Source organism: Clostridium sp. BJN0001 (assembly GCF_022869825.1).
In the GTDB taxonomy this organism is placed as follows: Bacteria; Bacillota; Clostridia; order Clostridiales; family Clostridiaceae; genus Clostridium.
The window spans coordinates 392,519-406,407 of the sequence record NZ_CP094971.1; the positions used below are offsets into that span (position 1 = coordinate 392,519).

Here is a 13,889-nt window from a genome sequence, read left to right on the forward strand (position 1 = left end):
ATATTTTTAATGATTTGAATTTTGAATGAAAGGTCGATTTTATGAAATTAACAGAAACAGAAATAAAAGGTGTTTATATAGTAGAACCACAGGTATTTGGAGATAACAGAGGATGGTTTATGGAAACTTATTCAAAGATAAAGACTCCTGAAATTGCACTTGATTATGTTCAGGATAATCAGTCTTACTCTAAAGAAAAAGGAATACTTCGTGGAATTCATTTTCAAAATGGAGAACATTCACAGGCAAAGCTTGTAAGAGTAGTAAGAGGAAAAGTTTTAGATGTTGCTGTGGATTTAAGAAAAGGCTCACCTACATACAAGAAATGGGTAAGCGTTGAACTTTCAGAAGAAAATAAAAAACAGTTTTTTATTCCAAGAGGTTTTGGGCATGGATTTGTAACTTTAAGTGATGATGTTGAATTTGTTTACAAAACAGATAATTATTACAACAAAGAAAGCGATAGAAGCATAAAGTTCGATGATCCTGAAATTGGTGTAGATTGGGGAATAAAAAATCCGATTTTATCAGAAAAAGATAAAAAAGCACCGAGATTAAGGGATAGTGATTGTAGTTTTATATATAGGGAGTAGAAATTGACAATTGACAATGAACAATTGACAATTGAGGTGGAAAAGATTTCATCTTTTCTGTGATTAGAAATATTTATTTTGGAAAATATTATAATGTTTGAATTAATAATATAAGGAGAATGTTATGAAAGAAAATAATATAATAATCAAAAAATCATTTGGCTTTGCATTATCAATTATAAAATTTACAGAGTATCTTAAAAGTGAAAAGAAACAGTATGTAATAGCAGATCAGTTATTACGTTCGGGAACAAGTATTGGAGCTAATGTTAAAGAATCAATTAATGCAATAAGCAGAGCTGACTTTAGACATAAAATGAGTATAGCATTAAAAGAAGCAGACGAAACAGAATATTGGTTAAGTTTAATATTATATAGCAATATACTTAATGAAGATAAATTACAAATTATGATAAATGAGTGCAAAGAAATTTGCAGAGTACTAAATAGCATAGTAAAAAATAGCAGGTAGTAAGGAGGAAACATGAAACAATGTATAATTTATAATGCAATTAAAAACATTCTTTTTAATTGTCAATTGTCCATTGTCCATTGAATTGATTATGAAGATAGTAGTAACAGGCGGAGCCGGCTTTATAGGTGGAAATTTTGTTCATTATATGCTAAACAAATACAAAGATTATAAAATAATCGTAGTAGACTGTTTAACTTATGCAGGAAATATGGAAACTCTTTCTGATGTTAAAGATAATCCTAATTTCTCGTTTTATAAAATAGATATTGCAGATAGGCAAGCTATCTATGATATGTTTTCTAAAGAGAAACCAGATATGGTGGTAAACTTTGCAGCAGAGAGCCATGTTGATAGATCTATAGTAAATCCTGAAATCTTTTTAAGAACTAATATTTTAGGAACATCAGTACTTATGGACGCATGTAGAAAATATGGAATAAAGAGATACCATCAGGTTTCTACAGATGAGGTATATGGAGATCTTCCACTTGATAGAAAAGATCTCTTCTTTACAGAAGAAACTCCTATACATACATCAAGCCCATATTCTTCAAGTAAGGCATCAGCTGATCTTTTAGTAGGTGCATATTTTAGAACTTATAATCTTCCAGTAACAATTTCAAGATGTTCAAATAATTATGGACCATATCATTTCCCAGAAAAGCTTATACCTCTTATAATAACTAATGCATTAGAGGATAAAGATATTCCTGTATATGGAACAGGTGAAAATGTACGTGACTGGCTTTATGTTGAAGATCATTGCAGAGCAATTGATTTAATAATCCATAAAGGTACTATTGGTGAAATTTACAACATAGGTGGACATAATGAAAAAAGCAATATTGAAGTTGTAAAAACAGTTCTAAGAGAGCTTAAAAAACCAGAATCACTTATAAAATATGTAACAGATAGAAAAGGCCATGATAGAAGATACGCAATAGATCCTACAAAGATTCATAATGCGTTAGGATGGCTTCCTGAAACTAAATTTGATGATGGAATTAAAAAGACTGTAAAGTGGTATTTAGATAATAAAAAGTGGCTTCAAAACGTAATTAGTGGAGATTATCAAAAATACTATGAGAAGATGTATTTTAGAAGATAGGAGGAAATTGATAATGAAAAATTGATAATTGATAATTATGGTGGAAAAGCTAAATGCTTTTCTTTGAATTTGTTATTGTATGTTTCTTTGCGTTTTCAAAGAAATTGCGAAGCAATTTCATTATGCATTATCAATTATACATTATCAATTATCAATTTATGATTAATAAACAAGTATCAATTCTATTAGCAGTATATAATCCTAATTATGACTGGTTTAGAAAGCAACTTATATCATTAAATAATCAGAGCTATAAAAATATTAATTTATATGTTTATGATGACTGCCCTGAAAATCCTTTTGATGAAGAGTATTTAAAAAAGTATATAACTAATTTTAAATATAAATTAATAAGAGGAAAAGAAAATAAAGGCTCAAATAAAGCTTTTGAATATCTCACAAAAATTGCAGATGGTGATTATTTTGCTTACTGTGATCAGGATGATATATGGGAAACTGAAAAAATAGAAAAGATGGTAGATGCGTTTAAAGATAAAGACGTTACTTTAGCGTATTGTGATCTTTCTATAATTGATAAAGATGATAAAAAAATAGCAGATAGCTTTACTGATATAAGAAAAAGAATTGTTTACTTGTCAGGTTTTAATCAGGCACAAAACATACTGTTTTCAAATTTTGTTACAGGGTGTGCAATGATGGTTAGAAGCGATATGGCAAAAAAAGCTGTTCCATTTCATGAAATGATTGTTCATGATCAGTGGATAGCAATAATTGCAGCATTAAATGGAAAAATAGAATTTATAAAAACGCCACTTATAAGGTATAGACAGCATAATAATAATCAAACAGGGATTTTAAAAGATGTATATGATAAGAAGTCATATTATAAAAGAAGAATAGATGATTATCTTGAATGTTATTATATATATAAAAAAAGATTATCTTCTTATAAAGAGATAAAAAAAACTATTGATGATACTATTTTGTGGATTGAGTCACGAAAGAGGTATTCAAAAAGAGTATCATTTAGTGATTTAAAAACAATAATTAAGTATAGAAAATTTCATAAAATATCAGCGATATTAGATATAGTATTACCATTTATACCTGATATTTTATTTAAAATAATTTTAAAATTGGCTAAGAAAGGAATCATATAGAGATGGTTTTAGTAACTGGAGTTAATGGACAACTTGGATATGATGTTATAAGAGAATTAAAAAAAAGAAATATTGAATTTACTGCTGCAGGCAGAGATGAATTTGATATTACAGATGCTAAAAAGACAGATGAATTTATAGAAAAACTCAAACCAGAATGTGTAATTCATTGTGCAGCATATACAGCTGTTGATAGAGCTGAAGATGAAAAAGAATTATGCGCAAAGGTAAATGTATCTGGAACGGAAAATATAGCAAAAGCTTGCAAAAAAATAGATGCAAAGATTGTATATATTTCAACAGATTATGTTTATGATGGAAAAGGCGATAAACCATTTGAAGTTGATGGAAATATAAATCCACTTTCAGTATATGGAAAGACTAAATATGAAGGCGAACTTAAAGTAAAAGAATATTTAGATAAATATTTTATAGTAAGAATTTCATGGGTGTTTGGCATTAATGGAAATAACTTTATAAAGACAATGTTAAGACTTGGAAAAGAAAAAGAAGAGATAAATGTAGTGTCTGACCAAATTGGAAGCCCTACATATACTAAGGATTTAGCGTATCTTTTATGTGATATGGTGCAAACTGAAAAGTATGGAATATATAATGCTACTAATGAGGGCTTCTGCTCATGGGCAGAGTTTGCTAGTGAGATTATGAATCAGGCAGGTTTAAAATGCAAAGTTAATTTTATTACTACAAGTGAGTATCCTTCAAAGGCTGTAAGACCTATGAATTCTAGAATGAGTAAGAAGAAACTTTTAGATAATGGCTTTAAGGTTCTTCCTGATTGGAAAGATGCACTAAAAAATTATTTGGGAGAGATAAAATGAGAAAAAAAAGAGCTCTTAAATTATTAATCATACTTGTAATGGCGATAATATCAAATATTTTAATAATTAAATACTGTAATCTAGGTAATGCAAATATAACTTTAACTTATAAAATAGTTGATGATTATTCAGATACTTTTCAATTATTTTATAGTAAAGATGGTCAATGGAATGAAAATGAAGTAGATAGTCAAAATTACAAAATATCGAATGAAAAACAGAAAATAAAATTTTCATTTCCACAAAATATAAAATACTTACGATTAGATCTTGGAAGCAAAACTTCAAATATTAAAATATCAGATGTAGAGATGAGTTTGTTTGGTAAAAACGTAGAGTTAGATCTTCAAGAAGTGTTTTCTAATCAAAATGAGCAAATAGAAAATGTGAGTATAGAGGATAATTCTCTTGATATAATTACGAATGGAGTTGATCCATATTGTATATATGAAATTAGTGCTGATACAATGAATAAAGTAATGCAAAATATGCTTTTGATAAATAAGCTTTTAAAGATATTTTTATGTATAATAGTTGATATTCTATGTTTTTTTATTGCAAAAAAAGCATACAGTATTTATACATTAATGAATGAATTAAATACAAGTAAAAGATTGATATGGAATTTAGCTAAAAATGATTTTAAAACTAAATATGCAGGATCATATTTAGGAATTACTTGGGCGTTTGTACAACCAGTGGTTACTATAGTTCTTTATTGGATTGTATTTGAATTTGGATTGAAAGCAGGATCTCCGACAAAAAATGTTCCATATATTTTATGGTTAATGACTGGATTAATTCCATGGTTCTTTTTTCAAGAGTCATTACTCAATGCAACTAATTGTTTGATGGAATATAGTTATTTAGTAAAAAAAGTAGTATTTAAAGTAAGTATTTTGCCTATTGTAAAAATAATATCAGCATTATTTATACATTTAGCATTTATAGTATTTATATTTTTAGTTAGTAGTATATACAAAATATATCCAACAAAATATATTATTCAATTGATATATTATTCATTTTGTACATTTTTTATTTCGCTTGCATTTTCATATATTACTTCATCAATCATAGTGTTTTTTAAAGATTTAGGACAGATAATTAGTATTTTATTACAGATAGGAATGTGGGCTACACCTTTAATGTGGAGTTATACGATTGTTCCTAAAAAATTTCAGTGGATTGTAAAATTAAATCCTATGTTCTATATAGCTGAAGGCTATAGAGATACATTTATTAATAAAATATGGTTTATTGATAAATATTTTCAAACAATATATTTTTGGGTAATAGTTACTGTAGTATTTATTATAGGAACAACAATTTTTAAGAAATTAAAGCCACATTTTGCTGATGTACTATGATAAATTGGAGGTTATGAATAATTATGGAGCAAATTAGTGCTATAAAAGTACAAAATCTTAATAAAGTTTATAGATTGTATAATAAGCCAATAGATAGAATGAAAGAAGCATTAAGTTTAACTAAAAAGAAATATGGAAAAGATCATTATGCTTTAAAAAATATAAATTTTGAAGTAAAAAAGGGAGATACGGTAGGAATTGTAGGAACAAATGGCTCTGGGAAATCTACGATTTTAAAAATAATAACTGGGGTTTTAACACCTACATTTGGAACAGTTGAAGTTAATGGTAGAATATCAGCTTTACTCGAATTAGGAGCTGGTTTTAATCCAGAATATACGGGAATCGAAAACATTTATTTGAATGGGACAATGATGGGATATACAAAAGAAGAAATGAAAAAAAGAGTACAACCGATAATGGATTTTGCAGATATTGGAGAATTTATAAATCAACCAGTAAAAACATATTCAAGTGGTATGTTTGCAAGACTTGCATTTGCAGTTGCTATAAATGTTGAACCAGAGATACTTATAGTAGATGAAGCTCTAGCTGTTGGTGATGTGAGATTTCAGATAAAATGCATGGATAGAATGAAGCATATGATGGAAGGTGGAACAACAGTACTTTTTGTATCACATGATATTACTTCTATAAAAAAGTTTTGCAAAAAAGCCGTTTGGTTAGATAGAGGAATTTTGAAATCTTATGGTGATGTTGATAGAGTGTGTGATCAATATTTGGATTTCTTAAAGTGTATAGAAAATAAGGATATTAATAAAGAGGTAACAAAAGAAATCCCTAAAAAAGTAAATGAAGAAAAGATAGAAAAAAAGCAAGTAAAAAATAATAATATTATTGCTGAAATAATAGATTTTCAAATATTAAATAAAGATAATAAAATAATAACGGAAACAAAATATAATGAGTTTACAAAAATAAGAGTTAAATATAATGTATATGATGAAAAAATAAAAAAACCAGTTTTAGGAATAGCATTAAAGAGAATTGATGATGAATATACATGTGGATTAAATACTTTATTAGATAATGTTGATATATCATGGCATAAAGGAATAAATATGTTTGAATTAGAATATGAAAAAGGAATTCTTGCTATTAGTGGTAAATATTATTTTGATGTTGCTTTATTTGAACAGACTGCAGTAGTACCAATTCAATATATTAGTAAAATAAAAACAATATTAGTTACTTCAAAATATATAGGTGAAGGTAGATATATAATCCCACATAAATGGAGGAATGTAGATTGAGTAAATATGATTTTGATCTTGATTTAGATAGTTCGAATACAATGTCAATTATTATAAAAATTATAAAACCAAAATCTAAAATATTAGAATTTGGACCTGCAAATGGAAGATTAACAAAGTATTTAAAAAATAGTATGAACTGTTGCGTTGATATTGTAGAGATAGATAACAATGCAGGTAAGGAAGCTTCACAGTATAGTAATAAAAGTTTTATTGGTTTGGAAAATGGAGATATTGAAAAATACATTTGGCTTGATTCTTTAAAGAATGAAAAATATGATTATATAATTTTTGCCGATGTTTTAGAACATTTAAGAAATCCTCAAAAAGTTTTATTTAAATGTAAAAAAGTATTAAATGATAATGGAGCTATTTTAATGTCTGTACCTAATATAGCACATAATTCTGTAATTATAGATTTACTTAACAATGAATTTAAATATAATAAATTAGGTTTATTAGATAATACTCATATAAGATTTTTTACTATTAAATCATTACTGAGAATGATTGATGAAGCTGGATATATAGCTACAATTCAAAAAGCATTATATTCAGGTGTTGGAACTAATGAGATTGTAAATACCTATAATGATGTTGATCGCCAAATATCAAAAGAATTAAAGAAAAGAAAATATGGAGAGTTATATCAGTTTGTATTTGAAATTAGAAAAAAAGAAATAATACAGAAAGAAAATATAAATATTGATATTAACTTAGAAAATAGATATTCATATAAAACAATGTGTTATATTATGGAAGACAATGATGAACAGTATTCAGATGATAAATCTAAAACCATATTAATAAATCCTAAAAACAGTAATGAGTTATGTTTCAATTTATCTGATTATAAAAAAATAAAACAATTAAGATTTGATCCTCTTACATGTAATTGTATTATAAAAATTAATAAAATATATGGATTCAAAGATGACGAAGAGATAGATGTGAAGATTACAACTGGTAATGGATTAAAAATTTATGATAATATATATATTTTTAATACAGAGGATCCACAAATTAATTTGAAAATAGTAAAGAATATTGATAAGTTGGTTATAGATTGTAATTTTATCGATTTTGATTGTGATATAATTGGTGATTATTACAAATTATTTTGTATAATAGGCGAAGATTATGATAGTCAAATTCATAAACTAGTTGAGAATTATGATACTAAAATTAAATTAGAAGAAGAAAAAATAAGTAAAGCTATTGAAGAAAAAAATAAGAACGTAAATTTGGTAGAAGAACAGAATAAAAAAATTGAAATGTTAAATAACATATTAGATAAAAAAACTCGATATATTAAGGATATTGAGGAAAGTAGAGGATGGAAACTTTTATGTAAGTTCAAATCTATTTTTAATAAATAGAAATATATTGGAGGTTAAGGAGATGTATGTGTCAAAAGTTAGTGTGATTATGCCATGTTATAATGATGGAAAATATATTTTGGAAAGTATTGCTTCTGTAAAGAATCAAACATATAAGAATATTGAATTAATAATTGTTAATGATGGTAGTACAGATGAATATACAAATAATTTATTAAAGAGTGATGAATTAAAAAATATAAAAATAATTAATAGCAAAAATTTAGGACCAGCTCATGCTAGAAATTTAGCTATAAAAGAATCTGAAGGCAAATATATTTTGCCATTAGATTCTGATGATTTGATTGATAAAACATATATAGAAAAGGCTGTAAAAATACTTGATGAAAATAATAATGTTGGAGTAGTATATTGCAGAGCAGATTTATTTGGAGAAAAACAAGGTAGATGGGATTTACCCGACTATTCTTTAAAAAAAATGTTATTAGATAATATTGTATTTGTTACATCTGTATTCAGAAAAGAAGATTGGGTTACAGTAAATGGATTTGATACTAAAATGAAGCATGGAATGGAAGATTATGATTTTTGGCTTTCAATATTAGAAATAGGCAGAGAAATATATCAAATACATGAAATATTATTTCATTATAGAATAAAAAAATCTTCTAGAACAACTGAATTTCAGAAAAATGTAAATACAGTTGTTGATACATATATGCAAATATATGATAATCATCCTATTTTATATAAAAAATATTATGATATTTATGCTAAAATTTTGAGGAAAGAGCTAATTAATCAAATATTTGCTAATAGATTATTAAAAGAAAGCACATGTGTTATCGAAAAAATGAGCAAAATAAGAATATTAAAGAAAATATATAAAAAAATAATAAAAAGAAGTTAGGAGAAAGTTATGGTTATTTGTACTTCAATTTGTGCTAATTATTTACCTAAAGCATTAGTACTAGCAAAATCAGTAAAAAAATATATAAAAGATGCAACTTTTGTAGTTTCATTAGTGGAAAGAGAAATTCCAAAGTATGCAAAAGAACATAAAGAGTTTGATTATGTAGTTCTAGGAAAAGATTTGGGATATGGAAATTTTGATAGGTTTATATTTAAGCATAGTATTGTTGAAGCTTCAACAGCAGTAAAAGGACAATTATTTAGATTTTTATATGAAAAATTTCCTGATGAAAATCAATTTATATATTTGGACCCAGATGTTAGAGTATATGATGACTTTACTGAATTAAAAGAATTATTAAATGTTAGACCTATAATTGTATGTCCACATTTATTAGAGCCTGGGAATGTAGATATGGAACTAAGTAGTACAGCACATGGTGTATATAATCTTGGCTTTTTAGCAGTAAATAGAAGTGAAGAAGCACAGAAGTTTATTAATTGGTGGGCAGAAAGATTACATTTGTTTTGTTATGATGATATTCAAAAAGGAATTTTTACTGATCAAAAATGGATTGACTTGGCACCATGTTTTTTTGATGTTGAAATCTTTAAACATAAAGGATATGATTTTGCAACATGGTCTCTTATGAATAGCGATGTTAATGTTAAAAATAATAAGATATATATAGGAAATGATCCATTACGATTTATTCATTTTTCAGGATATGATTCAGGAACAATAGATTGGGCTATAGATAAATGGTTACCTAATAAAGAAAAAAATCCTTTTGTTAATTTATATAAAGAATATTCAACAGAACTTTCCGATGCAGGACAAGCTCAAATAGGAAAATCATTATGGACTTATCAGAACTATAATTCAGGTGAAAAAATAAGTAATAAGATTAGAGAAGAATACAGAAAAGACTATGATTTACAATATAGTATAGAGAGTCCTTTTGAGTATAGTAATGAATGGTTTCAAAGCAAACTAAATATAAACACTAATTCAGGTGGTATAATCGCAAAGTCTATTAAGGTATGCAAAGAAGAGGGAATTATTGCTTTTATTAAAAAAGCTTTGAAAAAGTTATTAAAATAATTTATGGAGGGGGCTAATATATGAATATACGAAAATATACACTAAATTTTTATAGATATATATATAATAATAGAATTTCATTTTTAATTCCAACACTTTTGATTTTTCTTATTTATGGAAATGAAATTTACAAAATTGATATGAGAATAGATACAGAGAATATGATAAATCAGCCCAATAAATCGAGTGCGTTTTGTTCGCTTGGACGTCAAGGAATAGCACTTACTAAATTATTATTTGATCAATTAAATTTTAATCCTTATTTTTCAATGAGTATTGGATTGTTAGTATTAAGTTTCTCTATGATAACATTGTCATATTTATTAGATAAAATTGGAAATATTAAACCGTTGCATTCTATAATTATGTTTTTGATTTTTATTATTCATCCAATATGGGCTGAGCAGTTTTATTTTAGAAATCAATTTTTAGAGATTAATGTTGGACTGTTATTAACAATATTAGCTGTAGGTATATCATATTATTCAATTATTAAGCACAATAATTTATTTAAGTTTTTATCAATTATAATAATGATTTGGTCATTTTCGACATATCAAACTTTTGTAATATTATATATAGCACTGTGCATAATTTGTTTTATGCTGTATTATAGAAATAATATTAAATTAAATATTAATAAATGTAATATTAAATTGATATTTGAATTAATAGTATTATTTATGGTTGCATTTTTAATTAATACTATTATAACAAAGATGTTTTTTGTTAAGGATATTCCTTATTTGAATTCTCAAATTCAATGGAATCAAGAGAATTTTTTAATATGTATCAAGAACATTCTAAAAAATATTAAAAATATTATTTTGGGTAAAGGGATTTTTTATTCTATAACATATACTATTTCATTAATAATAATGTTAATATTTTCTTTTAATTATATTATTATAAATAGAAAGAAGAAAGATATTATTTTGTATTTGGTATCAACTATTTTACTAGAAATTTGTCCTTTCTTATTAACAATTTATACTGCTAATCAGCCAGTATATAGATCACAATTTGTTTTACCTTTTGTTATATCCTGTAATATTATTATAATATTATTATTTGTTTATAAGAAAAGGTATAGTCCTATTTTAATTTATTTTTTTATAGCAGTAACATTTATATTACAGATGCAAACTGTATTAAGATTAGAATATACAGATCAAGTTAGATATGAACAAGATGCAGTATTAGCAAATCAAATAGTTGATAGAATTAGTTTGGAAACCAATTCTAATATAAATAAGCCTGTAGCTTTTGTTGGAGCAATGAATGCAAAACTTAATGCATCATGTGTTGAAGGAGAAACTATTGGTAAATCTATATTTAATTGGAATGCAGAAGAATTACCACATTATCAATGTAGTTCTGTTAGAATATGTAGTTCAATAAATAATTTGGGAATAAACATTAGAAATGTATCAGTAAATCAAATGCAAGAAGCAAGAACAGAAGCGCAGAATATGACTTCATGGCCATCTAAAGGATGTATACGTGATAATGGAGATTTTATAATAATAAAATTGTCTGAAGATAAATGGTATTTTAGTGATATGGCTACAGCATATTCTACAAAATATAATAATAAAATTATTAAATTTGAAGATAAACAAACATATTCTATTGATAGTTTTAGTTTAGAGAATAATGAAGTTAAAATAGGGGGATGGTTTATAGATAAAGAAGTAGATTCTGATGACATAAAAATTAACATATATTTATTAAATGATGAAAATAGTAATATATTTGAAATTAATACAGGAAGACAAACAAGAACAGATGTCACTTCATATTTTAAAGATGGAACTAACTATGATAATAGCGGATTTATTACTAAAGGGGATTTATCTAATTTGGGTTCTGATATTTCAAAGTATAGAATTATTATTGGTTATACACATAATGATCAAGAAAAATTTGTGGACACAAAACATTATTTGAATAATTAATTGGGGGAATATATATGGACATACTTTCGCTTATAATTCCATGCTTTAACGAACAGGAATCTTTGCCTATATTATATGATGCATTATGTGATGTTACAAAGAAAATGAAAGAAGAGGAATTTGAATTTATTTTTATAGATGATGGTTCGAAAGATGAGACTGAAAAAGTTATTCAAGATTTTTATAAAAAAGATTCGAGAGTGAGATTTATTTCATTTTCAAGAAATTTTGGAAAAGAAGCTGCTATGTATGCTGGATTTAATGCAGCTAAAGGTGATTATGTGGCTGTTATGGATGCTGATATGCAGGATCCTCCAAGCCTACTTCCAGAGATGTACAAGTATGTATCAAGTGGAGAATATGACAGCGTAGCTACAAGAAGAGTAACAAGAGAAGGTGAACCTAAGATAAGAAGCTTTTTTGCAAGAATGTTTTATAAACTTATAAATAAAATATCTGATGCAGATATAGTTGATGGAGCAAGAGATTTTAGGCTTATGACAAGGCAGATGGTAAATTCTATTTTATCTATGAAAGAATATAATAGATTTTCTAAAGGTATATATGGTTGGGTAGGATTTAAAACAAAATGGATTGCTTTTAAAAATGTTGAAAGAGTGGCAGGAGAAACAAAATGGTCATTTTGGAAGCTGTTTTTGTACTCTCTTGAAGGAATAATAGGATTTTCAACAAAGCCACTTGCAATAGCATCAATACTTGGAATATTTTTGTGCTTTGCTGCTTTTATATTTATGATATATATAATTATAATTAATATAATTTATAGTAATCCAGTTAGTGGATGGGCATCTCTTTCATGTATGATACTTTTTGCAAGTGGAATTCAACTTTTTTGTATGGGAATAATTGGACAATATTTATCAAAGACATATTTGGAAGCTAAAAAACGTCCTATTTACATAGTAAAAGAAACAGAGATTACTTATAAAAATAAGATAAATAAAAATTTTGATAATTTAGTTGACCAGATTGAAAATATGTCAAATTAGAAAATATAAATTTTTATAATGGGTATAGTTAAGGAGAAAAAAAATGAAAAAAGAAGCATATGCAGAATTAATAAGAACCCAAAAAACACATTGGTGGTTTTGTGGAAAAAGAGCAATAGTACAGTATTTTTTTAAAAAATATAATACATTAAAAAATCCACGAATTTTAGATTTAGGTTGTGGAACAGGTGCATTATTAGAGATGTTAGAAAAAGATGGACAAGTATCAGGATTAGAATATGAAAAGAGTGCTGTTGAATATTGTAATAAAAATTTTGGCGATAAGGTTAAACAAGGAAGTCTTCCAGATGATATACCTTTCCATGAAAATGGATTTGATGTATTAGTTTCTTGCGATGTTTTAGAACATGTTGAAGATGATAAAAAATCAATAAAAAAAATTTATAATTTGCTTTCTGATGAAGGAATTGCAATAATAACAGTTCCAGCTTTAAAATGTTTATGGAGTTATAATGATGAATTTGTTCAACATAAAAGAAGATATGAAAAAGCTGATTTAATAGAAAAGATGGAAGAGGCTGGGTTTAAAATAAAAAGATGTACATATTATAATACGTTATTGTTTTTACCTATTCTTATTATTAGAAAAATTAAAAATATATTAAATATTAATAAACCTGATTTAAGTGAAACTCCGGATATGGGTATTATTAATAGTATATTAAAATTTATCTTTTTAAGTGAAGTAAAATTATTAAAAAAAATTAATTTGCCTATTGGTGTTTCGCTATTAATTATTGTATCAAAAAATAACTAATTT

At 25.9% G+C, this 13,889-nt stretch carries 13 protein-coding genes; all 13 read left to right on the plus strand.

Translation table 11 applies throughout. The annotated features are described in order from the left end of the window. The first annotated feature begins 41 nt into the window (after window positions 1-41). The 13 genes from rfbC (at window position 42) to MTX53_RS02010 (ending at window position 13,886) form a co-directional block, all read left to right on the plus strand. Window positions 42-593 carry a dTDP-4-dehydrorhamnose 3,5-epimerase gene (gene rfbC, locus MTX53_RS01950; RefSeq protein ID WP_244834510.1) on the plus strand — a complete coding sequence of 184 codons (552 nt, stop codon included), beginning with the start codon at window positions 42-44 and terminating at the stop codon, window positions 591-593. Between the two features lie 124 nt (window positions 594-717). Beyond that, window positions 718-1,065, plus strand: a complete 348-nt coding sequence (locus MTX53_RS01955) for a four helix bundle protein (protein WP_244834511.1) — start codon at window positions 718-720, stop codon at window positions 1,063-1,065. A gap of 91 nt (window positions 1,066-1,156) precedes the next feature. Next, on the plus strand, window positions 1,157-2,176 hold the full coding sequence (gene rfbB, locus MTX53_RS01960) for a dTDP-glucose 4,6-dehydratase (protein ID WP_244834512.1): 1,020 nt from the start codon (window positions 1,157-1,159) through the stop codon (window positions 2,174-2,176). Between the two features lie 53 nt (window positions 2,177-2,229). Further along, window positions 2,230-3,297 carry a glycosyltransferase family 2 protein gene (locus tag MTX53_RS01965; protein ID WP_244834513.1) on the plus strand — a complete coding sequence of 356 codons (1,068 nt, stop codon included), beginning with the start codon at window positions 2,230-2,232 and terminating at the stop codon, window positions 3,295-3,297. 2 nt (window positions 3,298-3,299) lie between these two features. Then, entirely contained in the window at window positions 3,300-4,139 is an 840-nt protein-coding gene (gene rfbD, locus MTX53_RS01970; protein WP_244834514.1) for a dTDP-4-dehydrorhamnose reductase, read from the plus strand. After that, window positions 4,136-5,509 carry an ABC transporter permease gene (locus tag MTX53_RS01975; protein WP_244834515.1) on the plus strand — a complete coding sequence of 458 codons (1,374 nt, stop codon included), beginning with the start codon at window positions 4,136-4,138 and terminating at the stop codon, window positions 5,507-5,509. Before rfbD ends, MTX53_RS01975 begins: the two co-directional genes overlap by 4 nt. Before the next feature lie 23 nt (window positions 5,510-5,532). Next, a complete protein-coding gene (locus MTX53_RS01980) occupies window positions 5,533-6,783 on the plus strand; it encodes an ABC transporter ATP-binding protein (RefSeq protein ID WP_244834516.1) in 1,251 nt (416 codons plus the stop codon). Next, a complete protein-coding gene (locus MTX53_RS01985) occupies window positions 6,780-8,162 on the plus strand; it encodes a methyltransferase domain-containing protein (protein WP_244834517.1) in 1,383 nt (460 codons plus the stop codon). Before MTX53_RS01980 ends, MTX53_RS01985 begins: the two co-directional genes overlap by 4 nt. A 22-nt stretch (window positions 8,163-8,184) precedes the next feature. Then, window positions 8,185-9,033, plus strand: a complete 849-nt coding sequence (locus MTX53_RS01990; protein ID WP_244834518.1) for a glycosyltransferase family A protein — start codon at window positions 8,185-8,187, stop codon at window positions 9,031-9,033. A gap of 9 nt (window positions 9,034-9,042) precedes the next feature. After that, window positions 9,043-10,140: a glycosyltransferase gene (locus MTX53_RS01995; RefSeq protein WP_244834519.1), complete on the plus strand. Its 1,098-nt coding sequence runs from the start codon at window positions 9,043-9,045 to the stop codon at window positions 10,138-10,140. Between the two features lie 20 nt (window positions 10,141-10,160). Next, a complete protein-coding gene (locus MTX53_RS02000) occupies window positions 10,161-12,098 on the plus strand; it encodes a glucosyltransferase domain-containing protein (protein ID WP_244834520.1) in 1,938 nt (645 codons plus the stop codon). A gap of 14 nt (window positions 12,099-12,112) precedes the next feature. After that, window positions 12,113-13,108 carry a glycosyltransferase family 2 protein gene (locus tag MTX53_RS02005; RefSeq protein WP_244834521.1) on the plus strand — a complete coding sequence of 332 codons (996 nt, stop codon included), beginning with the start codon at window positions 12,113-12,115 and terminating at the stop codon, window positions 13,106-13,108. Window positions 13,109-13,151: 43 nt separating this feature from the next. Next, window positions 13,152-13,886, plus strand: a complete 735-nt coding sequence (locus tag MTX53_RS02010) for a class I SAM-dependent methyltransferase (RefSeq protein ID WP_244834522.1) — start codon at window positions 13,152-13,154, stop codon at window positions 13,884-13,886. The last annotated feature ends 3 nt before the right edge of the window (window positions 13,887-13,889 follow it).

What these genes read in the sequence shown, in the direction of transcription:
- rfbC (WP_244834510.1), top strand. Translation starts at nt 42, where the DNA reads ATGAAATTAACAGAAACAGAAATAAAAGGTGTTTATATAGTAGAACCA.
- MTX53_RS01955 (WP_244834511.1), top strand. Translation starts at nt 718, where the DNA reads ATGAAAGAAAATAATATAATAATCAAAAAATCATTTGGCTTTGCATTA.
- rfbB (WP_244834512.1), top strand. Translation starts at nt 1,157, where the DNA reads ATGAAGATAGTAGTAACAGGCGGAGCCGGCTTTATAGGTGGAAATTTT.
- MTX53_RS01965 (WP_244834513.1), top strand. Translation starts at nt 2,230, where the DNA reads ATGCTTTTCTTTGAATTTGTTATTGTATGTTTCTTTGCGTTTTCAAAG.
- rfbD (WP_244834514.1), top strand. Translation starts at nt 3,300, where the DNA reads ATGGTTTTAGTAACTGGAGTTAATGGACAACTTGGATATGATGTTATA.
- MTX53_RS01975 (WP_244834515.1), top strand. Translation starts at nt 4,136, where the DNA reads ATGAGAAAAAAAAGAGCTCTTAAATTATTAATCATACTTGTAATGGCG.
- MTX53_RS01980 (WP_244834516.1), top strand. Translation starts at nt 5,533, where the DNA reads ATGGAGCAAATTAGTGCTATAAAAGTACAAAATCTTAATAAAGTTTAT.
- MTX53_RS01990 (WP_244834518.1), top strand. Translation starts at nt 8,185, where the DNA reads ATGTATGTGTCAAAAGTTAGTGTGATTATGCCATGTTATAATGATGGA.
- MTX53_RS01995 (WP_244834519.1), top strand. Translation starts at nt 9,043, where the DNA reads ATGGTTATTTGTACTTCAATTTGTGCTAATTATTTACCTAAAGCATTA.
- MTX53_RS02000 (WP_244834520.1), top strand. Translation starts at nt 10,161, where the DNA reads ATGAATATACGAAAATATACACTAAATTTTTATAGATATATATATAAT.
- MTX53_RS02005 (WP_244834521.1), top strand. Translation starts at nt 12,113, where the DNA reads ATGGACATACTTTCGCTTATAATTCCATGCTTTAACGAACAGGAATCT.
- MTX53_RS02010 (WP_244834522.1), top strand. Translation starts at nt 13,152, where the DNA reads ATGAAAAAAGAAGCATATGCAGAATTAATAAGAACCCAAAAAACACAT.